The sequence below is a fragment of the Micromonospora sp. NPDC048830 genome (genome assembly GCF_043198215.1).
Classification (GTDB): domain Bacteria; phylum Actinomycetota; class Actinomycetes; order Mycobacteriales; family Micromonosporaceae; genus Micromonospora.
Map to the genome: position 1 here is coordinate 135,740 of NZ_JBICUP010000003.1, position 21,607 is coordinate 157,346.

20 protein-coding genes are annotated in these 21,607 nt (G+C 70.7%); 10 read left to right on the forward strand and 10 right to left on the reverse strand.

The genetic code is table 11. The features are described 5' to 3' along the window. Positions 1-105 precede the first annotated feature (105 nt). Positions 106-1,290, reverse strand: a complete 1,185-nt coding sequence (locus ACGFIZ_RS04715) for a sensor histidine kinase (protein ID WP_393415839.1) — start codon at positions 1,288-1,290, stop codon at positions 106-108. 778 nt (positions 1,291-2,068) lie between these two features. On the opposite strand from ACGFIZ_RS04715, the gene ACGFIZ_RS04720 reads away from it, so the two are divergent. The 4 genes from ACGFIZ_RS04720 (at position 2,069) to ACGFIZ_RS04735 (ending at position 6,689) form a co-directional block, all read left to right on the forward strand. Further along, positions 2,069-2,884 (forward strand): BTAD domain-containing putative transcriptional regulator, encoded by an 816-nt coding sequence (locus tag ACGFIZ_RS04720; protein WP_393415841.1) that lies wholly within the window; start codon positions 2,069-2,071, stop codon positions 2,882-2,884. 184 nt (positions 2,885-3,068) lie between these two features. Further along, entirely contained in the window at positions 3,069-4,763 is a 1,695-nt protein-coding gene (locus ACGFIZ_RS04725) for an acetyl-CoA carboxylase carboxyltransferase subunit alpha (protein ID WP_393416058.1), read from the forward strand. Continuing rightward, entirely contained in the window at positions 4,760-5,335 is a 576-nt protein-coding gene (locus ACGFIZ_RS04730; protein WP_393415843.1) for an acetyl-CoA carboxylase biotin carboxyl carrier protein, read from the forward strand. Before ACGFIZ_RS04725 ends, ACGFIZ_RS04730 begins: the two co-directional genes overlap by 4 nt. Before the next feature lies 1 nt (position 5,336). Beyond that, positions 5,337-6,689: an acetyl/propionyl/methylcrotonyl-CoA carboxylase subunit alpha gene (locus tag ACGFIZ_RS04735; protein WP_393415845.1), complete on the forward strand. Its 1,353-nt coding sequence runs from the start codon at positions 5,337-5,339 to the stop codon at positions 6,687-6,689. A gap of 79 nt (positions 6,690-6,768) precedes the next feature. Here the strand turns inward: ACGFIZ_RS04735 and rfbA are convergent, their stop codons facing one another. The 4 genes from rfbA to ACGFIZ_RS04755 all read right to left on the reverse strand — a co-directional run bounded on the left by rfbA (position 6,769) and on the right by ACGFIZ_RS04755 (position 9,968). After that, on the reverse strand, positions 6,769-7,677 hold the full coding sequence (rfbA, locus tag ACGFIZ_RS04740) for a glucose-1-phosphate thymidylyltransferase RfbA (RefSeq protein ID WP_393415847.1): 909 nt from the start codon (positions 7,675-7,677) through the stop codon (positions 6,769-6,771). A 57-nt stretch (positions 7,678-7,734) separates the two neighbouring features. Further along, positions 7,735-8,574 (reverse strand): enoyl-ACP reductase FabI, encoded by an 840-nt coding sequence (gene fabI, locus ACGFIZ_RS04745; RefSeq protein ID WP_393415849.1) that lies wholly within the window; start codon positions 8,572-8,574, stop codon positions 7,735-7,737. A 62-nt stretch (positions 8,575-8,636) separates the two neighbouring features. Beyond that, entirely contained in the window at positions 8,637-8,891 is a 255-nt protein-coding gene (locus ACGFIZ_RS04750; RefSeq protein WP_393415851.1) for an acyl carrier protein, read from the reverse strand. A 48-nt stretch (positions 8,892-8,939) separates the two neighbouring features. After that, positions 8,940-9,968 carry a beta-ketoacyl-ACP synthase III gene (locus ACGFIZ_RS04755; RefSeq protein ID WP_393415853.1) on the reverse strand — a complete coding sequence of 343 codons (1,029 nt, stop codon included), beginning with the start codon at positions 9,966-9,968 and terminating at the stop codon, positions 8,940-8,942. A 164-nt stretch (positions 9,969-10,132) separates the two neighbouring features. Between ACGFIZ_RS04755 and ACGFIZ_RS04760 the strand changes: the two genes are divergently transcribed. The 4 genes from ACGFIZ_RS04760 to ACGFIZ_RS04775 are packed head-to-tail and all read left to right on the forward strand — an operon-like array spanning position 10,133 to position 15,113. Beyond that, complete coding sequence (locus ACGFIZ_RS04760; protein WP_393415855.1) at positions 10,133-11,419, forward strand: DUF6365 family protein; 1,287 nt, start codon at positions 10,133-10,135, stop codon at positions 11,417-11,419. 10 nt (positions 11,420-11,429) lie between these two features. Beyond that, positions 11,430-12,533: a Gfo/Idh/MocA family protein gene (locus ACGFIZ_RS04765; protein ID WP_393415857.1), complete on the forward strand. Its 1,104-nt coding sequence runs from the start codon at positions 11,430-11,432 to the stop codon at positions 12,531-12,533. A gap of 37 nt (positions 12,534-12,570) precedes the next feature. Further along, entirely contained in the window at positions 12,571-13,596 is a 1,026-nt protein-coding gene (locus ACGFIZ_RS04770) for a methyltransferase (RefSeq protein WP_393415859.1), read from the forward strand. Between the two features lie 20 nt (positions 13,597-13,616). After that, positions 13,617-15,113, forward strand: a complete 1,497-nt coding sequence (locus ACGFIZ_RS04775) for an FAD-dependent monooxygenase (protein ID WP_393415861.1) — start codon at positions 13,617-13,619, stop codon at positions 15,111-15,113. A 65-nt stretch (positions 15,114-15,178) separates the two neighbouring features. Here ACGFIZ_RS04775 and ACGFIZ_RS04780 read toward each other — a convergent pair whose 3' ends face one another. Genes ACGFIZ_RS04780 through rfbD form a run of 3 tightly spaced genes read right to left on the reverse strand, consistent with a single transcriptional unit; the run spans position 15,179 to position 17,979 of the window. After that, positions 15,179-15,820 (reverse strand): dTDP-4-dehydrorhamnose 3,5-epimerase family protein, encoded by a 642-nt coding sequence (locus ACGFIZ_RS04780; protein WP_393415863.1) that lies wholly within the window; start codon positions 15,818-15,820, stop codon positions 15,179-15,181. After that, complete coding sequence (locus ACGFIZ_RS04785; protein ID WP_393415865.1) at positions 15,817-17,052, reverse strand: hypothetical protein; 1,236 nt, start codon at positions 17,050-17,052, stop codon at positions 15,817-15,819. Before ACGFIZ_RS04785 ends, ACGFIZ_RS04780 begins: the two co-directional genes overlap by 4 nt. Positions 17,053-17,055: 3 nt before the next feature. Then, entirely contained in the window at positions 17,056-17,979 is a 924-nt protein-coding gene (gene rfbD / locus ACGFIZ_RS04790; protein WP_393415867.1) for a dTDP-4-dehydrorhamnose reductase, read from the reverse strand. A gap of 130 nt (positions 17,980-18,109) precedes the next feature. Here rfbD and ACGFIZ_RS04795 point away from each other — a divergent pair, with 130 nt between their 5' ends. Both ACGFIZ_RS04795 and ACGFIZ_RS04800 read left to right on the forward strand, forming a co-directional pair. Beyond that, entirely contained in the window at positions 18,110-19,471 is a 1,362-nt protein-coding gene (locus tag ACGFIZ_RS04795; protein WP_393415869.1) for a DUF6365 family protein, read from the forward strand. 130 nt (positions 19,472-19,601) lie between these two features. Continuing rightward, positions 19,602-20,351 (forward strand): TylF/MycF family methyltransferase, encoded by a 750-nt coding sequence (locus ACGFIZ_RS04800; RefSeq protein ID WP_393415871.1) that lies wholly within the window; start codon positions 19,602-19,604, stop codon positions 20,349-20,351. Between the two features lie 35 nt (positions 20,352-20,386). Here the strand turns inward: ACGFIZ_RS04800 and ACGFIZ_RS04805 are convergent, their stop codons facing one another. Next, positions 20,387-20,836, reverse strand: coding sequence for a DUF6069 family protein (locus tag ACGFIZ_RS04805; RefSeq protein ID WP_393415873.1), 450 nt, complete (start codon positions 20,834-20,836; stop codon positions 20,387-20,389). After that, entirely contained in the window at positions 20,833-21,483 is a 651-nt protein-coding gene (locus tag ACGFIZ_RS04810; RefSeq protein WP_393415875.1) for a TetR/AcrR family transcriptional regulator, read from the reverse strand. Before ACGFIZ_RS04810 ends, ACGFIZ_RS04805 begins: the two co-directional genes overlap by 4 nt. Positions 21,484-21,607 lie beyond the last annotated feature (124 nt).

The following is a 21,607-nucleotide window of genomic DNA, read 5'->3' on the forward strand; positions in this document are numbered from 1 at the left end:
GGGCGGCGGTTCTGGAACATCGCTCGAGAGCTGACGAAACCGGGCCGCCAGGCACGGGCGCCACCCCGTCCATGCCCCGGTGGGCGGAGCAGGGGAGGGGACATCTCACCGACAAGACGTCCGGGAAGCGCCTTGGTCGACACGGGCGGGCAGTGGAGCCACGGCGCGGAGCAGGAACCCGTCCGGCGCGAGCCGCGTGACGGTCAGCCCGCCGCCGATCTCCGCCAGCCGGGAACGCAGGTTGCCGATGCCAGCACCGCCCTCCGCGGCCGGCGTGCTCCGGGCGTCCGGGCCCGCGCCGTCGTTGAAGATCGTCAGGCGGACCGAGGCGCCGGCCCGTACGATCTCGATGCGGCAGTGGCGGGCCTGGCTGTGCCGCAGCAGGTTCGTGACGCCTTCGCGCAGTACGGTGGCGAGAACCACGTCTACCGACGCCGGGAGCTGGTCCACCTCGGCCTTGACGGTGGTGTCGATCCCGACCTGGCTCAGCATGCCGGCGGCGGACCTGGTCTCGGCGGGTAGGGACATCGTGAGGGAGCCGCTCGCCACGGCGCGGACCTCGGTCAGCGCCCGGCGGGAGGTGCGCACCACCTCACGTATCTCCTCCCGGGCGCGGTCGTCGCGGGCCGGGACCAGGCGGTACGCGAGCTCGCTCTTCAGGACGATCAGCGACAGACTGTAGCCGAGGGTGTCGTGCAGGTCGCGTCGTATCCGGAAGCGTTCCCGCTCCGTCGCGGCCCGCGCCACGCGTGCGGTCCTCTCTGGAAGTTGCCCCATCACGCAGACGAGACGGGCCAGGTGCGACAGGCCGAAGACGGCCAGCCCGGTGAGGCTCGTCAGGGCCGTGGTCTCGACGAGGTCGGCGGCCGGATGCCCGAGCGTGGCGAGGATCCCGTCGGTGAACGCGACAGTCACGGCGAACAGCAGCCAGGCCGGGACCGTGGGCAGGAGCAGGAGCACGGATCCGGCGAGCAGGCCCGGCATGCCGGACCAGGACTCGGGAAAGAGCAGGAACGGGCCGTATGTTATGGCCGCCTGCACGGCCAGCGTTCGCAGGTGGACCGGCCGGTGGCCCGGCCCGGCCGACAGGGAATGCCTGATCTGCAAGAGCAGCAGAATGGCGTGCAGGACGATGGAGGCGGTGAATTCCGTCGCGGTGGGGTGATGCCGCAGTATCTGGCTGACGCTGAGGATGGAATAGTTGAGCAGTGCGACCGCGACCGCTATCGCCGTACCGATATGGCGGCCCGTGGGCCGGGCGGTGGAAGAGATGGCCGGACTGGTGGACACGTTCGTCATGGAACCCCCGTCGTGACGTGCTGTCGGGCTCAAAGGCCTATCGGCTGTTCCCTCTCTGTCGCGGTGGCCCACAGCCGGCCATCTCGCGCGTGGCGCACGTCTGCCGGGCTGTGTGGGTAGACCCCTCGATGCGGGGGTACGAGTGTCACCCTGGGCCGCGGGACAGCTTACTTCGCTGAGTGAGATCTCTGCTGCTCACCGTCTATGTCCCGGGCTCGACGTTGGGTGGAATCTCGGCGTTTGTGCCTTTATTGGCTAACGTCCCGCAGGCGGCCATGACAGGCGCAGGCAGTCGCCCGGGGGTGTTGAGATGTCCCGGATCTACCGCTTTACGGGATCTCGGAATTGGCGAAAAAATCACCTCGGCGACAAACGTCGGCCGGCCGTTTCGGAGGGAGCAACGGGACCGGGTGAACTGTTTGCATACCGCGCGGATGACCATCTTGTTACAAATTCTTTGCGGACGTCCGGGCCCTGCCTCTGGTGCCCGAACGCGCCGATTCCAACCCGCTGGCCGGCATGAATGTGGTGCGGGGTTGGCGCCCGGTGGGAGCGATCCGTGAACTCTGCATGGGTGCCTGTGAATCCGTCATGGATGGGCCGTGAGATTTCCCGGCCCCGGCCGGGATGGCCGCACTAGCAGAGGACTCGACCCTGGTGGAACCTGTTTAGGACCGCCGGCCGAAGGACGTCGCCGTCTGCCGCACATGCCCGGGCGGTCGCGGGATCGTCACCACTCATCCAGGCCATCGTCGAGCGGAGATCACCCATGCAATTCAGGCTTCTCGGCCCCTTGGAGATCAGCACTGACGACGGGCGCCCCTTCCGGCTGCGTTCGCCCAAGGTACGCCAGGTTCTGGCCCTGCTACTGGCCAAGACCCACGGCGTCGTGCCGGTCGAGGCCCTCATCCGCGAGCTGTGGGGGGATCACCCGCCACGCAGTGCCCTCACCACCCTGCAGACGTATGTCTACCACGCCCGCAAGGCGTTCGCTGCGGAAGCGGTCGGCGCGCCCGGGCGCCAACTGCTGGTCACCTGCCCGCCCGGGTACCGGATGGAGGTCGAGGACCACGAGGTGGACAGCATCATGTTCGAGCAGCTCATCGAGCGCAGCCGGCGGGAACTTCGCAACGGCCAGGACGAGGCCGCCGCGCAGCATCTGCGGCAGGCACTCGACATGTGTCACGGGGCCGTGCTGGCCAACATCCCGGCGGGCGATGCCCTCGTCGCGCACATCGTCTACCTGGAGGAACTCCGGCTGCGCGCCACCGAACTGTACATCGAGACCAACATCAGGCTCGGCCGCCACCGGGAACTCATCCCCGAGTTGCGCACCCTCGTCAAGGAGCACCAGCTCAACGAGTGGTTCCACGGTCAGCTCATCACCATCCTGAGCCTGGCCGGCCGCCGGGCCGAGGCGCTCAACGCCTATCAGGACCTGCGCGGCATCCTCGACAGCGAGCTCGGGCTGGAGCCGTCGGAGGAGCTCAAGCGCCTTCAGCACGAGGTGCTCACGTCGTCGTCGGTGGACATGTTCCGCCTCGTCGACGCGCTGCCCTCGGCGGCCGTCGGGCAACGGGCATGAGCCCGGCACGGCGACGTCCCGCGCCCGCCGGCGGTCACCACCACCATCGCCCAGTGCCAGCGGTAACAGTAGGGGACGACATGAACAGGCAGCCGACGTGGCCGGACCCGTCGTGCCGGCCGGCCCAGCCCGCGCGCCGCGCCGCGCGGTGCCTCCGCGGGGGAGGAGAACGGTGACCGCGACGATGCCGGTGTCCGTCCAGGCAGCGACAGCGCCGGAGTGGACCGTGTGTCCCCGCTGCCGGGCACTCGTCTACACAAGGCGGCTGGAGCGAAACCTGTTGGTCTGCCCGGAGTGCCAGTACCACGCCAGGCTGACCGCGCTGGAGAGGGTGCGCCAACTGCTCGACCCCGGCTCGGTGGAACCCCTGTCGTTCGCCGTCGGCTCCGAGGACCACCTGCGGTTCGTCGACACCCGTCCGTACACCGACCGGCTGCACAGCGCTCGCCTGAGCACCGGACTGGACGAAGGCGTCCTCTGTCTGCGCGGCCGTATCGACGGGCACCCGGTCGTCGCGGCCGTGATGGACTTCCGGTTCCTGGGCGGCAGCCTCGGCGCCGCAGTGGGTGAGATGATCACCCTGGCCGCCGAGACCGCGCTGGCCGACCGCACGCCCCTGCTTCTCGTGACCGCCTCCGGCGGCGCGCGGATGCAGGAAGGCGCTCTCTCCCTCATGCAGATGGCGAAGACCAGCCAGGCGTTGGGCCGACTGGATGAGGAGGGGATCCTCACCGTCTCGTTGGTCACCGACCCGACCTACGGTGGCGTGGCGGCGTCCTTCGCCACGCTGTGCGATGTGATCATCGCCGAGCCCCGGGCCCGTCTCGGCTTCGCGGGGCCCCGGGTCATTCGGCAGACCATCCGGCAGTCGCTGCCGAGCGGATTCCAAGAGGCGGAGTCGTTGCTGGCAAACGGGCTCGTCGATGACGTCGTACCGCGGGCGGCCCTGCGTCCCGCGCTGGCCCGTCTGCTCACCTTCGCCGCGCCAGTGGTGCCGCGCCGTCGCGCGTCCGGGGCCGTGCCCGTGATCCACGACCCGGACCGGCTGACCGACGAGGAGCCGTGGGCGACCGTGCAGCGCGCCCGGGACACGGCGCGGCCTACGACGCTCGACTACATCGGGTACCTGATCGACGGCTTCCAGGAGTTGCGTGGCGACCGCTGCGGTGGGGACTGTCCGGCGATCGTCGGCGGCATCGGCCGCTTCGACGGGCAGCCGGTGGTCGTCATCGGTCACCAGAAGGGACACCAGCCCGCCGACCTGATCGCCAGGAACTTCGGGATGGCAACACCAGCCGGATACCGCAAAGCCGTCCGGCTGATGCGGCTGGCCGCCAAGGTGGGCGTGCCCGTCCTCACCCTCATCGACACCCCCGGTGCCTACCCCGGGGTCGAGGCGGAAGCCGGCGGCCAGGCGGTCGCCATCGCCGAGGCGCTGCGGCTGATGGCGGCTCTGCCGGTACCGATTGTGGCCGCCGTCACTGGTGAGGGTGGCAGCGGCGGCGCGCTCGCCCTCGCGGTGGCGAACCAGGTGCTGATGCTGTCCGGCGCGGTGTACTCGGTCATCAGCCCGGAAGGCTGCGCGGCCATCCTCTGGGACGACCCGGCGGCCGCGCCCAGGGCGGCGTCGGCCCTCGGCCTGCGGGCGTCGGACCTGCTGCGCGCCGGAATCGTGGACGGAGTCGTTCCGGAGCCTGAGGGCGGGGCACAGGCGGACCCGCTCGCGGCCGCCGCAGCCCTGCGCGCGGCGTTCGCCGCCGCCCTCGAAGACCTGCAGCCCCTGCGGCCGGACCAGTTGATCGCGCGACGCCGGAGCCGTTTCCGGCGCCTCGGCGCACCGACGCAGGAGACCGTGATCGTGGAAGGAGCCAACCGGTGAGCGAGCAGACGAGCACGAGCGCACCTGTCGAGCTGGCGGACGCCAGCGCCGCCGAGGCGGCCGTCGAGGCGGTCACCCGGACCGCTGAGCGCCTCATCTCGGCCGCTCCCGCATCGCTGCGGCGGCTGCGGTTGGAGAGCGGCGCGGCGCGCGTCGAGATGGAATGGAGCGATCCCGCCGTCCTGGTTGACGCGCAGCGGTACGCCCAGGAGCCCGCCATCACGGCCGCTGCCGTGACCGGGGCGGTCGCGGCCGGTGGAATCGCCGCCGCGCAGGCGGCCGATGCCGTCGGGAAGACCCCGCTGCACTACGTCTGCGCGCCGATGGTCGGCACGTTCTACCGGGCTCCCGAACCCGGCGCCGAGCCCTTCGTACGCGAGGGCGACGCCGTCGTCGCCGGCCAGCAGATCGCCATTCTGGAGGCCATGAAGATGATGCTGCCGGTCGAGGCCGACATCGACGGCGAGGTGATGCGCGTAATTGCCGGCGACTCGACCGGTGTCGAGTATGGCGAGCAGCTGATGGCCATAGCGCCCCGTGCTACCGCAGCGACCAGAGGCGATCGGAGCTGACATGTTCGACACCGTCCTGATCGCCAACCGCGGCGAGATCGCCGTCCGGGTGGCTCGCACCTGCCGGGAGATGGGCATTCGCACGGTGGCCGTCTACGCCACGCCGGACCGGGAGTCGGCTGTGGTCCGCCAGGCCGACCGGGCGGTCCACCTCGGACCGTCGCCGTTGAAGCGCAGTTACCTCAACATACCTGCCGTGATCGAGGCGGCGCGGATCACCGGAGCGCAAGCGATCCATCCCGGATACGGATTCCTCTCCGAAGATCCCGACTTCGCGGAGATCTGCGCGGCCAACGGGATGACGTTCATCGGCCCGCCGCCCTCGGTGATGTCGCGGCTGGGCGACAAGGCGCTGGCGCGGAGCCTGCTGGCGCGCGCCGGCCTACCGGTGCTGCCGGGCAGCCCCGAGCCGGTCGAGCACCTGTCCACGGCACAGGAGATCGCGGCCGGCATCGGGTACCCCGTCATCATCAAGGCCGTGGCCGGCGGCGGCGGGCGCGGCATGCGCATGGTCCGCCGCGCGGCCGAGTTCGCCCGCGCCTACCAGGAGGTACGGGCCACGGCGCAGGCGGTGTTCGGAGACGGTCGGGTGTACCTCGAGCGCTACCTGGAGTCTGCCCGGCACGTGGAGGTCCAGGTGCTCTGCGACCGCCACGGCAACGCCGTGCATCTCGGCGACCGTGACTGCTCGGTGCAGCGCCGCCACCAGAAGTTGATCGAGGAGGCTCCCGCGCCCGGTCTGTCCGAAAGCCTGGCGGCGCGGATGGCCGGGGCCGCCGTGACGGGCGCACTCTCCGTCGGCTACGTCGGGGTGGGCACCTTCGAGTTCCTCGTTGACGGCGAGGACTTCTACCTGATGGAGGTCAACTGCCGGATCCAGGTCGAGCACCCGGTCACCGAGATGGTCACCGGCATCGACCTCGTCCGTCAGCAGCTGCTGGTCGCCGCCGGCGAGCCACTGACGATCGGGCAGTCCGACGTGGTCATCCGCGGCGCGGCGATCGAGTGCCGGGTGAACGCCGAGGACGCCTCGCGAGGGTTCGTGCCGGCTCCGGGGCTGCTGGAGGTCTTCGAGCCGCCCGCCGGACCGTTCATCCGGGTGGACACCCACGGATATCCCGGCTACCGCGTGCCGCCCAACTACGACTCGCTGTTGGCCAAGGCCGTGGTGTGGGCGCCGGACCGGCCCCAGGCCATGGCCCGGATGGTCCGTGCGCTCGACGAGTTCCGGATCGCCGGCCCGGGAGTGCGCACCAGCATCGACTTCGTGCGTACCGCCATCAACGACCCCCGGTTCCGGGCCGCCGAGCACGACACCACGCTGACGGACCGGATCCTGGCCACGGGGGGCTGAGGTCCCGCGGGCCGCCACAACGCGGGCGCCGGGCCGGTCATGCCGAGCTCGGCACCCGCGTTGCCGGACGGATGGCTGGTCAGACCCGCACTCGGGCGATCTCACCGACCAGGCGGGCGCGAGCCAGCTCCGCCACCTCCATCACGTACCGGCCGTAGGCGGACTTCCGCATCGCCTCGCCCAGCCGATGGCACGCGTCGGCGTCGATGTATCCCATCCGCAGCGCCACCTCCTCCACGCAGGCGATGCGAATGCCCTGACGGTTCTCGAGGATCTCGATGTACTTCGCCGCTTCCATCAGCGAGTCGTACGTTCCCGTGTCCAGCCATGCTGTTCCACGGCCCAGGTCCACGAGGGAAGCCTTGCCGCGCCCGAGGTAGTCGAGGTTGACGTCGGTGATCTCGAGTTCCCCCCGCGCCGACGGTCGCAGCCGTCGGGCGATCGAGACGACCTCGTTGTCGTAGAAGTACAGGCCGGTCACCGCGCGGTCGGAACGGGGGGTGAGGGGCTTCTCCTCCAGGGAGAGCAGCCGGCCGCTGGCGTCCACCTCGGCGACCCCGTAGCGTTCCGGGTCCTTCACGGGGTATCCGAACAGCACGCACCCGTCGACGGACTTCGCCGTACGCCGCAGCACCTCCGAGAAGGCGGAGCCGTGGAAGATGTTGTCTCCCAGCACCAGCGCGACATGGTCGTCACCGATGTGCTTCGCCCCGATGATGAAGGCTTCGGCGAGCCCACGCGGCTCCGGCTGCTCCGCGTAGGTCAGTCTCAGTCCCAACTGCGACCCGTCGCCGAGGAGCCGGTGGAACTGCGGCAGGTCCGAGGGTGCCGAGATGAGGAGGATGTCGCGGATGCCGGCGAGCATGAGCACCGACAGCGGATAGTAGATCATCGGCTTGTCGTAGACGGGCAGGAGCTGTTTCGAGACGCCGAGGGTGATGGGATGCAACCGGGTCCCGTGCCCGCCGGCGAGAATGATTCCCTTCACGGGACTCCCTCCGAGAAAGCGGCGCTGGCGACGAGGCTCGCCCGTCACCGACGCCGCTCAGGTCATGACAGCGTGCAGGCCGCCGTCGACGTGCAGGATCTCGCCGGTGGTGGAGGGCAGCCAGTCGGAGAGCAGGACCGCGCACGCCTGGGCGGCGGGAACCGGATCCTTGACGTCCCACGCGATCGGCGGCCGGGTGCGCCAGATCTCCTCCAGCCGCGCGGACCCTGGAATCGACCGGGCGGCGAGAGTCTTGATCAGGCCGGCCGCCACCAGGTTGACCCGGATGGACCGGTCACCCAGGTACAGCGCAAGGTAACGGGTCACGGACTCCAGGGCCGCCTTGGACACGCCCATCCAGTCGTAGCCGGGCCAGGCGAGAGCGGCGTCGAAGTCGAGACCGACGATGGAGGCGCCCGGACCGAGGAGCGGCAGGCACGCGTTCACGAGCGCCTTGAACGAGTACGCCGAGACCTGCAGCGCGGTCGCGACATCCGTCCAGGGCGTCTCCAGGAAGGCGCCGCCCAGGGCGTTCTGCGGCGCGAAGGCGATCGAGTGCACGATACCGTCGAGCGCACCGAGTTCCTTGCGTACCCGGCCGGCCAGAGCCGTCAGGTCGCCGGTGTCGGTGACGTCGAGTGGCAGAACCGGCGGCGGCTGGGGCAGTCGCTCCGCCATCGCCCTGGTGATCGGCATCGCCCGGCCGAACGACGTCAGGACGATCCGCGCGCCCTCGTTCTGGGCTATCCGGGCGACGTGATACGCGATGGACGACTCCGTCAGCACGCCGGTGACCAACAACCGTTTGCCGTCGAGCAGCCCGGCGCCGCGCCGGCGCTCCGGTGCGGCGGGTGTGACGGCGTCGCTGGCCGGGTGGGGCCGGTGCCGGGCAGTCATGTCCTTCACCTCTCTGCGCGGGTGCCCGGGCGCCGGTGTGCCGCCCGGACCCAGGGAGTCAGTCAGGGCCGGGCGGTGGACGCGGCCAGTACGAGATCGTGCAGGTCGCGGGCGGTGAGCGCGGTGTCGACGTCCTCGGTCTCCAGGTGCACCCCGTACTGCTTCTCAAGGGCCAGCGAGACCTCGATGAGCGACAACGAGTCGATGTCCACTTCGCTCAGCACGGTGTCCGGCTGGATCCGCCGAGGCGGGAGGCCCACCTTGTCCTCCACGATCGCGGCCAACTGTTCGAAGGTGGGCGGCGTCACATCGGTCATGTCCTGGCTTCTCCTGTTCTGATCGTTCGACCGGTATCGGAGCCGGTCTCACACGGTCTTGAGCGCGGGCCACGTGAGCGTGGTCGCGCCCCAGGTCGCGCCGCCGCCGAAGGCGGTGAGCGCCACCCGTGCTCCGGGCGCCAGTTCGCCCGTCGACTGCGCATGGGCGAGGGCGAGCGGGATCGACGCCGCCGCCGTGTTGCCGACCTGGTCGAGATGGATCACGAGGCGTTCCCGGGGGATGTCCAGGTACTCGCCCAGGGCGTGCAAGATGCGGACGTTTGCCTGGTGGCCGATCAACCGGTCCAGGTCGGCCGCGTGCCAGCCGGCGCCCGCCAACGCCGCCCGGGTCGCCTCAGCCATGCGGGTGATGGCGTGGGCGAAGACCTCCTTTCCCCACATCGAGAAGTAGCGGTCCGCGGGGAGGGCGGGCGCACCGGACGAGCGTTGCTCGGAGCCCCCCGCCCGGACGGTGATGAGGTCGGCCAGCGAGCCGTCGCTGCCGAGCTCGCTGCGCCCGACGGCGCCGTCCTCGCTCCTGTGACCGGCGCGTAGGACCACCGCGCCGGCACCGTCGCCGAAGATCACGGAACTGGAACGGTCCGCGGGGTCGAGGATGGTGCTGTACACCTCGGCGCCGACGACGAGGACCGTCTCGACGGCTCCGGAGGTGATCATGCCGGCGCCCGTGGCGAGGGCGTAGAGGAACCCGGTGCACACCGCCGACACGTCGAACGCCGGGCGCCCGGTGAGCCCGAGCCGCGTCGCGACCACCGGGGCGGTCGCCGGGCACGGCCGGTCGGGGGTGGTGGTGGCCAGCACCACCATGTCGACGTCGTGGACCCCGGCCGATTCCAGGGCCCGGGCACCCGCCTCCGCGGCCAGGTGAGAGGTCGGCATCCCGGGAGAGGCCACGTGCCGGGCACGGATCCCGGTACGGGTACGTATCCACTCGTCGGAGGTGTCCAGGCGGCGGGCGAGGTCGTCGTTGGTCACGACGGTCGGCGGCAACCAGGCGCCGAGACCGCACACGACCGCCGCCCGGGCGGCGGTACCGGCTCGCTCTGTGGGTCGCATGGGGCCGAGCGTGCGCGGGCTGCCTAAAGCGCTGCTCGACGGTACCTCGAGCTCCCGCGGCGCCGATCGAGCATTCCTTGAGCGCCCGCGACGACCCTTGGATGCCGTGCCACCCGGCCGAGACGAGGCGGCGGTGGCTTCCATCCGGCGCGACAGGGGCGGCTATGAAGATCCTCAGCTTCGCATTGTCCACGGTGGCATACGGGGACACGCTCATCGGGGTAGGGCTCACCGACCAGCTGCGCGCAGCCGGCGCCGACTGTCACTACGTCATCTCGCGTACGGCGGAGGCGCTGGTCCGCCACCACGGCTACTCCTACACGGTGATGGAGCCCGGCGAAACTCGCGACGTGCGAGCCGTCGTCGACGCCGTGGTCCGCGAGACGAGGCCGGACACGATCGTGCTCGCCGACTACCTCAACTACTGGGGAACCTTCGTCCGAAGGTTCGACGTCGACCCCTGGTTCATCGACGTCTATCAGAAACCGGTGCTGCCGATCGACATCTGGGAGTGGGAGGACACTTCGTTCCGCTTCGACGTCCTGGGCCGCGAGTACGAGCGTGAGGTGAGCCGGCGCATCCTCGCCATGCCGGCGCAGTTGCGTCCCGTCCCGGTGTGCCATCTCGGCAGCGGGACGACCGGCCGGGGCTTCCCCTACCGCCTGCTGACGCCGGAACGCCGGTTGACAGCGGCCGAACGTACCCGCGTCCGCTCCGAGCTGGGGCTGGGCCCGCAGGACCGGCTGATGATGATCCCGGTGTCGTCGTGGCAGCAGCCGGGCCCGGACGACCCCGGCACGACGGAGATGATCCGCCGGGTCGCGCAGCGCGTACCCGCCCTGCTGGCCGGGTACCTGGGCCGGCTTCCGGCCACGACGCACTTCCTCTTCGTCGGCTACGTCCCGCCGGCGTTCCGCGCCCTGCCGGCCGAGCAGGTGCATGTTCTGCCGCTGTGCCCGCCGGAGCGCTATCACGCACTGATGGCGTCCGCGGACGCGGTGCTGTCGCTGACCGCCAACGGCACCACGATGCTACGGGCGATGCTGATGGACGTTCCGGCCGTCCTCCTGACCAACCGGTTCCACGTGCCGGACGCGTCGGCCGTCGCGGCCGTCGACAGCGAGCTGGGGGGCCTGAGCGCACGGACGCGGGAATGGCTGACCGGCACGGTGCCGATCCAGCCCTTCCGCATGTGGCCCAAGGGCTTGTACACGTTCATGTCCGCCCTGCTGAAGGGCAACGCCTATCTCGAGGCCATCGCGCAGTACGAGCTGCTCGACGAGGAAGCGGTGGTGCGCGGCATCGAGGGGGTGCTGTACGAACCAGCCACCCGCGACGCGCTGGCGGCCGGCCGCGCCCGCTACCTCGCCTCGGTCGACGCGCTGCCACCGACCCCCGAGGTGTTCACGGCGGCTGCGCGGCGGGCCGGACTGTCCGGAGTGAACCTGTGAAGGAGATGCCATGAAAACGCTGCGGATCGGTTGTCACGGACACGGCTGGTGGGCGCAGCGCTACCTACTGCCCCCGCTACGGGACATGGTCGGCGTGGAGGTCGCCGCGTTGTGCGGCAGGGATGCCGCCAGGGCGGCCACGGCCGCTGCGGCGAGCGGGATACCGCGGTCCTTCGCCGACCTGGAGACCATGCTCGACTCCGTCGACCTCGACGCGCTCGTCATCGCGTCGCCGCCGTCGAGTCACCTGGCGGCGGTCACCGCCGCGGCCGATCGCGGCCTCGACATCTTCTGCGAGAAGCCCCTGGCTCGTGACGGCGGGGAAACCGCGCGGATGGCGCACGCCTGCCGGAACGTACGGACGGTGGTCGGTTTCACGCAACGCTGGCACCCCGCCGTGGCGACCCTGCGCCGGATGCTCGCCGAGGGCGAGATCGGCGAGGTCCGTCACCTGCGCTACGTCACCAGGGCTGCGCTCTCGGGGGATCCCGGTGCGCCGTGGACCTGGCGTTACGACGACGCCGAGTACGCCTACGGGGTGCTCAGCGACCTCGGCCCGCACGCGGTGGACATCGTCCGGTGGCTGGGCGGGGAGATCGCGTCGGTCGCTGCCACCGCAGTCACCGTCGTGGCGCAGCGGCCGGACGGCGACGGGATCCCGCAGCCGGTCCGCAACTGGGACGACTGCACCGTCGACCTGCTGCTCGAGACCGGTGTCTCCGCCTCCCTCGTGCTCAGCCGGATCCTGCCGCCGAACCCCTACCGGCGCTTCCACCACGAGCTCGACGTCATCGGCAGCGCGGGCGCGGTCACCTTCACCTCGGATCGTCCGACCGAGGTCGTCCTCACCCGCGCCGGTCGTGAGCCGGTCGTGATTCCCGCGGACGGTGTCGAGGCCGGCGAGGTGACTCCGGGTTCCTTCGAGGAGCTGATGCTGGTGCACAGCTTTGGCTCGGCCCGGCAGGCCGCGGACATGGTCGCGGTGTTCCGGGGCACCGGCACCGGACACCCCACGATCTCGGACGGTCACCGGGGCCAGTTGGTTCTCGACGCCGCCGCCCGTTCGGCCCGCGCCGGTGGCGGTCGGCTCGCCTGCCCTCCGCCGCAGCGGTAGCAGGTCGGCTTCCATCGATCCAGACACGGAGGTTGCAATGCCCGAGACCGTCGTACCGGTCAGCCGCGAGCGGTTGCTCAGCATGATGACGGCGTACAAGTCGACGTACCTGCTGCGGGCCGCGCTCGAGCTGAAGGTCTTCGACAGCCTGGCGAAGGGGCCGGCCGATCCCGACGACGTGGCCGCGATGCTGCGCACGAACCCCCGGGGGACCCGGATGCTGCTGCGTGCGCTGGCCGCGGCCGGGCTGCTCAGGGCGGAGGGAGAACAGTTCAGCCTCGTCGACGGCGCCGAGGAGCTGTTGGTCAGCACAAGCCCCCAGTACTGCGGCGGCATCATCCAGGTCGCCGCCGGCGACGCGGAGTGGGACACCATGCGCGACCTCGCCGGGGCCGTGCGCCACGGCGGGAGCCTGCTCGAGACCGACGCCGAGTCTCCCGGCTACCCGTACTGGGTCGACTTCGCCACCCATCTCACCTTCGCCGTCCGGCCGAGCGCCGAGTTCGTCGCCGAGCAGATCCTTCCGTGGGCCGCGAGCCGCGAGTCCCTCGACGTCCTCGACGTCGGTTGCGGGCACGGCCTGCTCGGCTTCACCCTCGCCAAGGGCGACCCGCGCGCCACCGTGACGTGTCTCGACTGGCCGGAGGTGCTCGCCGTGGCCGAGACGTACGCGGACCAGCTCGGCGTCGCCGAGCGGGTTCGGTACCTGCCCGGGAACGCGTTCGACGTGCTGCCGGACGCCCAGTACGACGTGATCCTCTTGGGTAACTTCCTCTTCCAGTTCTCCGCCCGTCGCTGCGCCGAACTCGTCCGCCGGCTTGCGGCCCGGCTGCGGCCCGGCGGACGGTTGGTCATCGTCAGCTTCACCACCGGGGACCAGCCGCCGGAGCGCGAGTTCCACGCCGCGATGCTCAACCTGCTCATGCTGGCCTGGACGTCCACGGGCGAGCTGCACTCGACGACCGTCTACCGCAACATGCTCGCCGGCGCCGGCCTCACCGGGCTGGAGACGCACGACAGGCCGGGGCTGCCGCTGCGCTACATCGCCGGTCGCCGGGCATGACCATCGAGAAGGGATACGGCATGACCAAGCAGACCGGCACCACCGACGAGATGCTCACCGCCGAGGTGGTGATCGCGGGCGGCGGGCCGGTGGGCCTCATGCTCGCCAGCGAGTTGGGCCTGGCCGGGGTCGGCGTGGTGGTGCTTGAGCACGCCGACCGGCGGCCGACCGACGCGCGGGCCTGGGGGCTGCACGCCCGCACGGCCGAGACGCTCGACCGTCGAGGGCTGCTCGTGCCGCTGCTGCATCCGAAGGCGCCGTGGCCGAAGATGCCGTTCGCGGGCATGTGGCCGCTGCTGCAACTCGACCGCATCGACGCGGACCATCCGTACCTGCTCAACGTCCCGCAGACCCGGGTGGAGGAGGTGCTGGAGGCCAGAGCGCGGGAGTTGGGCGTCGTCATCGCGTACCAGCACGAGGTCGTCGGCGTGCGCCAGGAGGCGGACGCGGTGACGGTGCAGGTCGCCACGCCAGACGGCATGCGGCTGGTCCGCGGCGCCTACCTCGTCGGCTGCGACGGCGGGCGGAGCACGGTCCGCAAGGCCACGGGCATCTCCTTCGAGGGTACGGACGCCACTGTCGGCGGCATGCTGTGCGACTGCGTTCTGCCGTCGATGGGACAGGAGCGGCGCGGCATCACCCGTACCGAGGTCGGGACCGTCAACATCAATCCCCGCCCCAACGGCGTGGTCAGGATCGTCACCACGGAGTTCGGCCGGCCGCACCCCGACCGGGACGCGCCGGTGACGTTCGACGAGTTCCGGGGCGCGGTACGTCGCATCCTCGGGCGGGACCTGGACATCGTCGATCCGACCCTGATGACCCGGTTCGGCGACGCCACCCGGCTGGCGAGTCGCTACCGGGACGGTCGGGTTTTCCTGGCCGGCGATGCCGCCCACGTGCACTTCCCGTACGGCGGTCTCGGGCTGAACCTGGGCCTGCAGGACGCGGCGAACCTCGGCTGGAAACTGGCCGGCGCACTGCGGGGCTGGGCCCCGGGCGAACTGCTCGACACCTATGGCACCGAGCGGCGGCCGGCGGCCGAGGCGGTGTTGGACTACAGCCGGACCCAGCTCGCGCTGCTCGACCCGCACCGCAACGTCACCGCACTGCGATCCCTGTTCGGCAAGCTCCTGGAGTTTCCGGACGTGAACCGTTACCTGGCGGAGTTGGCGAGCGGAGCAAGCGCCCGGTACGACTTCGGCGACGAGGACGCCCATCCGCTGACCGGCTCGTTCGCGCGCAACGTCGCGGTGAAGACCTCCGACGGGGGCACGAGCCTGGTGTCGCTGCTGCACAGCGGTGCGGGCGTCCTGCTCGACTTCACCGCGGGTGTCGCGGAGGTCGCCTCCCCATGGTCGGAGCGAGTTCGCGTCGTGCGGGCCGACTGCGACGACGCCCCCGCCGCCGGCCTGCTGGTCCGACCCGACGGGTACGTCGCCTGGGCCGGGTCGGCCGCACCGGCCGACCCGCGAGGGTTGCAGCAGGCGCTGGCCCGGTGGTTCGGTGCCGCCTGAGCACCGCACCACGGCGGCGGTGGCCGGAATCCGGCCACCGCCGCCGTGGGCCCGAGGGCGCCGGGTCAGCCGCTCGACGCGAGGCGAGCCGCGCGCACGTCCTCGTAGTGCCGAAGGCACTCGTCGTAGCGCGGGAGCAGCCGGGCTCGGCGGGCTTCCCGCAGCGAGGGCGCTCCGGCATCTTTGGCGGACAGGATCGGCTCGACGTCGGAGGGCCAGCCGATGCCGAGGTCCGGGTCGAGCGGATCGACCGCGATCTCCGGCGCCTGGCCGTACCGGGTCGAGCACAGGTACACCACCGCGCTGGAGTCGGTGAGGCCCATCAGGGCGTGGCCAAGTCCCTCGGCCAGGTACACGCCCCGGCGTTCCCGGTCGTCGAGGACCACCGCCTCCCAGTGGCCGAAGGTCGGTGAGCCGACCCGTACGTCCACGATCACGTCGAGCACCGCACCGTCGACGCACGTCACGTACTTCGCCTGACCGGGAGGGGTCGACATGAGGTGGACGCCGCGGATCGCCCCCTTTTTGGTCACCACGCAGTTGGCCTGACTCACGTCCATCCGGTGCCCGGTCTGCTGGGCGAGCCAGTCCGCGCGGAACCACTCGAGGAACGTGCCGCGGTCGTCGCCGAACAGGCGGGGGGTGTAGACCGCCGCGCCCGCGATGAGCAGGCCACCCGGTGGGCGGGTAGCCGGGAAGCCGGTCACTGCTGGGCCGCCCGTTCCTCCCTGAGCAGATCCGCCACCGGGCTGCCTTCGGTGTTGCGACCCTTCTCGATCACGACGAGGTTGTGGTACAGGTGCAGCCCGGTGACCTGCGTGTCGGTAGGCAGGGGCTCGCGCGCCTCGGGGCGCAGCAGCTCCTCGTGGTGCAGGCCGTCGACGAGCGTCTTCAGGAATCCCACCGTGTACCGCGGGTCGTCGAGGTTTTCGTCGTTGCCGTGGAACACCTCCGGCCAGTACGAGGTGTGCAGGTCCTCGATCACGTACAGCCCCTCTGGGCGCAGGTGCGGGAAGAGCGCCCGGAAGCTGATGAGAACGTCACGGCTGACGTGGCTGCCGTCGTCGATGACGATGTCGAACGGGCCGTGACGTCGGGCGAACTCCTCCAACTGCTCCGTCTTGGACTGGTCGCCGCGGGCCGTGACCACTCGCGGCGCGTCGAGCGGTCGTTTGTCGACGATGTCCAACCCGTAGATCACCGCCCGCGGGAAGTAGTGCCGCCACATGCGCAGTGAGGCACCCCCCTGCTCGGGGTCGTGGTAACCGCCGATGCCGATCTCGAGGATTGTCAGCCGGCGGTCCCGGAGTGGGCCGAAGTGACGCTGGTAGTGCCGCGGGTACTGATGCAACGCCCCCCACTTGTCCGTGCCGCAGCGGACCGCGAGCTCGGTGAGGTCGACGGGATCCCGGCGATCCAGGGCGCGGACGATCCGCTGTACCGTCGCGTAGAAGATCGTCGGCAGGGCCAGCCGTTCCGGTGACGGCACCACGACCTCGTGCCCGGGCCACTGGATCGTGCGGGTTGCCGCCGACGTGAGTTCGGCGGGCCCGAACAGGGCCACGGCGACCTCGCTGAGTTCCTGCCGCACGACCGGCGCCGGCAACTCGTCGGCCGCCGGCGCGTACCGCGCCACCTCGCCGTACACCTCGGTGCCCTTCGGTCCGACGGTGATCAACGCGCGTAGGAGATTGCCGCGGTGTGCCAGGTCCAGGATGACGGAGGCCGTTTCGCCGGCCGGCGAGGCGAGGTCGTCCAGCTCGGCACGGAACACGATCTCGTCCAGGAGCACGCGCGCGGCCAGCTCGGCGCCGAGAGCGTCGATCACCCGGCTGACGTCGTTGTCGCGGGTCGACGTGGCCGCCAGCAGCCGTTTGACGGCGTCCGTCGCGGCATCCGCGGCGAGTGGCTGGTCGGCCCATCCCGTCCTGACAGTCATGGATCACTCCTTCGGTTGGACGTGTGTCCGGTCGCGAGCGCCGCCGGTGGCGGCCTTCGTCGCGTCTGCTGCCCGCAGCACCTGCGGAAAAGCGGCGTGCAGGGCCGTCCGCCAGTGCCGCAGCGGCGGCAGCCCCACCGCCCGCCAGCGACCGTGGCCCAGCACGCTGAAGGCTGGGCGGGCGATGGTCTCGCCGCGTTCCGCGCTGGTTGTCGAGCGGATCCGGGCGGGGTCGGCTCCCAGCAGCGCGAACACCTCGCGGGCCAGCTCGTACCAGGTGGCCGAGCCGGAGTTGGTGGCGTGGTAGATGCCGGCGGGCACGCCCAGGCGCAGCATGTCGAGGATCCGCTCGGTGACGTCGCCTGCCCAGGTCGGCTGGCCGCGTTGATCGTCCACCACGGCCGTCGACTCCTGTTCGCGTTCGAGTCGAATCATCGTGCGGACGAAGCTCCGGCCCGTGGTGCCGTACAGCCACGAGGTGCGCAGCACGTACCCGGTGTCGGGCAGCGCCTCCCGTACCGCCCGCTCACCCACCACCTTCGTACGGCCGTAGACGTTGCCCGGGTCCGGGGGCGCGTCCTCCGGGTACGGCAGGCTCGCCCGGCCGCCGAAGACGTAGTCGGTCGAGATGTGCACGAGCCGGGATCCGGTGCCCGCGCAGATTCCGGCGAGATTCCGGACGCCGGCCGCGTTGACGGCCATGGCCAATTCCTGGTCCGCCTCGCACCGCTCGATCGACGTCACCGCGGCGCAGTTGACGACGACGTCCGGCGCGACGGCCGACACCGCGGCCGCCACGGCGACACGGTCACGGATGTCCAGGTGCTCGCGGTCGAGGCCGTACGCCTCGTGACCGTGATGGTTCAACCGGTGAGTCAGCTCCCGGCCCAGCAGCCCTCCGGCGCCGGTGATCAGCCAGCGGCTCATGGTCGCAGGCTAGGAACGGCCGCTCGAACGCCCCTCGACGCGGCGCCAGCACCGGCGCCGCCCGGCGTACCGGCGCCCTCCATCACCGGTCGAGTGCCGGTTGAGGGGCCACGTCAATGGTGGGTGCACTGTGCCGGAGGACGCCCGCGGCAGCGCGGTCGACGCCATCGGCGAACCCGCCACGGAGATGATCAGCATGAAAGTACTGACCTTCGCGCTGTCCGACGCAGCGTACGGCGAAACCCTGATCGGCACCGGACTCACCCGGCAGCTTCGCTCCGCCGGGATGGAGTGCGAGTTCGTCGTCTCGCCCGCCGGACAGCAGAGCGTCCACCACCACGGATTCCGTCACACCGTCGCCGATCCGGTGCAGGGCAGGAATATCCGGAGCGTCATCGACGGGGTCGTGCGTGAGGCACGACCTGACGTCATCGTCCTCGCCGACTACCTGACCTACTGGAGCACACTGTCGCGCCGGTTCGACCTCAATCCCTGGTTCTTGGACGACTACCAGGTGCCGGTGCTGCCGGTCGACCTGTGGGATTGGGAGAAGACCTCCTTCCAGTTCGACGTCTGCGGGCTGCCCGCCGAGCGCGGGGTCAGCCGCCGGATCCTCGACATGCCGGCACACCTGCGCCCCGTGCCGGTCGGTCAGCTCGACGCCGGTGATTCCGGTCGTGGGTTCCCGTACCGGATTCTGCCCGCAGAGGCCCGCCTGGGTGCGGCGGAGCGGGCCATGGTGCGTGAGGATCTCGGGCTGTCCGGTGATGACCGGCTGGTGATGGTGCCGGTGTCGTCCTGGCAGCAGCCGGATCCGGACGAGCGCGGGCTGCCGGACATGATCCACCGTCTCGCCGAGCGGGTTCCCGCGCTCCTCGCGGGTCACCTACGGCGCCTGCCCGAGCGGACTCACTTCCTTTTCGTCGGTGTCATGCCGGCAGCGTTCCGGGCTCTCCCGGCCGAGCGTGTGCACTTCGTGCCGACGTGTCCGCCGGAGCGGTACCACGCGCTGCTCAGCGCGTCCGACGTGGTTCTGTCGCTGGCCGCCAACAGTCTGACGGCGATCAGGGCCACCCTGATGGACATTCCCGCCATGCTGCTCGCCAACCGGTTCGACGTGCCGGACGCGGACGCGGCCGCCGCCGTCCTGCGGCAGTGGCCGGATCCGGAAGCGTGGGTCGCGAAGTGGCTCGCGGAGACCCTGCCGATCGAGCCGTTCCGCCTGTGGCCAAAGGGATTCCACTCCTTCCTGGAACCGGTGTTGGCCGGCAACCCGTACCTCGACGCGGTCGTGCAGCGCGAGGTGCTCGACGGGGGCGGGATCGTCGACGATCTGACGGGGCTGCTCTACGACCCGGGCGCCCAGCGGCGGCTGGCGGATCGGCGTGCGCGTTATCTGGCGGCCGTGGACGCCCTGCCGCCTACCGCCGAGGTGTTCACCGCGGCGGTGCGGCGGGCCGGCCTCGGGAGCACCACGGTGTCTGTCTCCTGAGCCTGCGTGCGGGCGCGGCCCGCCCCGTCCGGCGGGCCGCCGGAACGGCCGTTCACGGCCCACGACGCGCCACTGCTCACCGCCGCGTGCCGATCAGTACGTGGCCATCGACGAAGGGGAAGGACAGCCCGTGTCCGAAGGTGTGGATCTCTACCTGGACCTCATGAAGCGTGTCCTGGTCAACTCCGTCTATCAGGACGCCGCCGAGTCGACGTCCTGGCTGACGGATACCGCGTACGACGCCGAGCGGCGCGCGGCCGGCCAGGACTGGCCCACCGTGGCGCACACGATGGTGGGAACGAACCGGCTGGACAACGTCCAGGAGTGCGTGGAGACCGTTCTCGCCGAGAACGTCCCGGGCGACCTGGTGGAGACCGGGGTGTGGCGTGGCGGCGTCTGCATCCTCATGCGCGCCATCTTGAAGGCGCACGGGGTCACCGACCGCACGGTGTGGGCGGCCGACTCCTTCGCCGGCATTCCCGACGTCGGCGGCGTCGGCCACCCGCTGGACCAGAAACTCGGCCTGCACCGGTTCAACGACGTCCTGTCGGTTTCCTTGGAGGACGTACGGGAGAACTTCCGCCGATACGGGCTGCTGGACGACCAGGTCAGGTTTCTGTGCGGTTGGTTCGCCGACACGCTGCCCTCCGCACCGGTCGACCGGATCGCCGTGCTGCGCCTCGACGGTGATCTCTACGACTCCACCATGGACGCTCTGACGACCCTGTATCCGCGGCTGTCGCCCGGTGGTTACCTCATCGTGGACGACTACGACATCACGGCCTGCCGGCAGGCCGTGCACGACTACCGGCGCGAACACGGCGTGGACGACGCTATGGAGGGCATCGACAACAACGGGGTGTTCTGGCGCCGGACGTGACCACCGACGCGCCGTCGGCCGGGGACAGGTCAGCGTCAGCTCTCCTGCGTCCGGCCGGGAGCCGTTGTGCTCGTCCTGAGGAACACGGTGAGGAGGACCGCGGCCACGGTGACGTGCATCAGCCCCAGCGCGACGCGGCTCGCCCACGCTGTGCCCGGCCCGGTCAGGGGCAGGAACGACACGCCGAGCGCCAGAACCGCCACGACCGCCCAGATGACACCGGCGCGCCGGGTGAAGCGTTCCAGCAGTGCGAGCAGTCCCCAGCCGAGGAGGCTGACGACCAGGGACAGCAGGATCACCGGCGGCAGGCCGATCTCCTGCGACCGGCTCCCGGAGCCGTCGGTCACGATCAGCCGGTGGTCGAAGGCCAACACGGTGACCATCCAGATCAGGGACGGGAGAACGACGGCCGCCGCGACGGCGAGCGCACGTGACCGGCGCCGGGACCGTGGCCGCGTGGGTGCGAGCATGCTCTGAGTGGTCATGGGAGCTCCTTCGGTTCGACGGCGCCGTTCAGGAACAGGTCGACGAGTTGGGCCATGCCGATCTTCGGCTGGCCGGTGGCCAGGAACCTGCCTCGTCCGAACGCCAGGCTGAGGAAGATCTCGGTCAGTGTCTCGACGGGCTGCCGCAGGCGGCCACGCTCCGGCTCGAACAGCTCGGCGAGCGCCTCGCGGGTCGGATCCGGGGGCCGGGCGCCGCTGGAGGTTTCCGTGGAGCCGTCACCGGACCGGTCGTTGACTGCCGCACGGCCCCGCTGGAGTCCGGACGCCTGCAGGGCGGATACCACGGCGCCCATTCGAGCCAGGTACCCGTCCAGGGCGTCGCCGGCCTCGGCGAGGCGCTCCGCCAGCGGCAGCTCCAGCGAGATGGAACGCAGCTGCTGGAGCAGGGGCGCGCTGTCCATCGCCTCGGCCACGCAGGCCTGGAGCAACTCCTCCTTGTCCGCGAAGACCCGGAAGATCGTCGCTTCACCGATGCCCGCTGCCCGGGCGATCTGCTGGGTGGTCACCGCGTTGCCGTACTCGGCGACAAGCGGAAGCGCCGCCTGGATGACCATGCGACGACGTTGCTCGGGGGTCATGCCCGGGGCGCGCGTGCGCGGGCGGGTGGGTGGCGAGTCGTTCGTCATGGGCAGCAGATTAGCGAGTGAGTGCTCACTCCGTCAAGTGGGGTTGTTTCAGCGAGGAAGCGACGAGCCGCTCTCGACCGGCGTTCGATCCGGCCCTCCTAACGTCCTCGCCGAGACATCGCCG

Coding starts and splice junctions, on each gene's coding strand:
- ACGFIZ_RS04770 (WP_393415859.1), top strand. CDS start 12,571: ATGCCCGAGACCGTCGTACCGGTCAGCCGCGAGCGGTTGCTCAGCATG.
- ACGFIZ_RS04725 (WP_393416058.1), top strand. CDS start 3,069: ATGCCGGTGTCCGTCCAGGCAGCGACAGCGCCGGAGTGGACCGTGTGT.
- ACGFIZ_RS04775 (WP_393415861.1), top strand. CDS start 13,617: ATGACCAAGCAGACCGGCACCACCGACGAGATGCTCACCGCCGAGGTG.
- ACGFIZ_RS04810 (WP_393415875.1), bottom strand. CDS start 21,483: ATGACGAACGACTCGCCACCCACCCGCCCGCGCACGCGCGCCCCGGGC.
- rfbD (WP_393415867.1), bottom strand. CDS start 17,979: ATGAGCCGCTGGCTGATCACCGGCGCCGGAGGGCTGCTGGGCCGGGAG.
- fabI (WP_393415849.1), bottom strand. CDS start 8,574: ATGACTGCCCGGCACCGGCCCCACCCGGCCAGCGACGCCGTCACACCC.
- ACGFIZ_RS04785 (WP_393415865.1), bottom strand. CDS start 17,052: ATGACTGTCAGGACGGGATGGGCCGACCAGCCACTCGCCGCGGATGCC.
- ACGFIZ_RS04805 (WP_393415873.1), bottom strand. CDS start 20,836: ATGACCACTCAGAGCATGCTCGCACCCACGCGGCCACGGTCCCGGCGC.
- ACGFIZ_RS04755 (WP_393415853.1), bottom strand. CDS start 9,968: ATGCGACCCACAGAGCGAGCCGGTACCGCCGCCCGGGCGGCGGTCGTG.
- ACGFIZ_RS04760 (WP_393415855.1), top strand. CDS start 10,133: ATGAAGATCCTCAGCTTCGCATTGTCCACGGTGGCATACGGGGACACG.
- ACGFIZ_RS04735 (WP_393415845.1), top strand. CDS start 5,337: ATGTTCGACACCGTCCTGATCGCCAACCGCGGCGAGATCGCCGTCCGG.
- ACGFIZ_RS04765 (WP_393415857.1), top strand. CDS start 11,430: ATGAAAACGCTGCGGATCGGTTGTCACGGACACGGCTGGTGGGCGCAG.
- ACGFIZ_RS04720 (WP_393415841.1), top strand. CDS start 2,069: ATGCAATTCAGGCTTCTCGGCCCCTTGGAGATCAGCACTGACGACGGG.
- ACGFIZ_RS04750 (WP_393415851.1), bottom strand. CDS start 8,891: ATGACCGATGTGACGCCGCCCACCTTCGAACAGTTGGCCGCGATCGTG.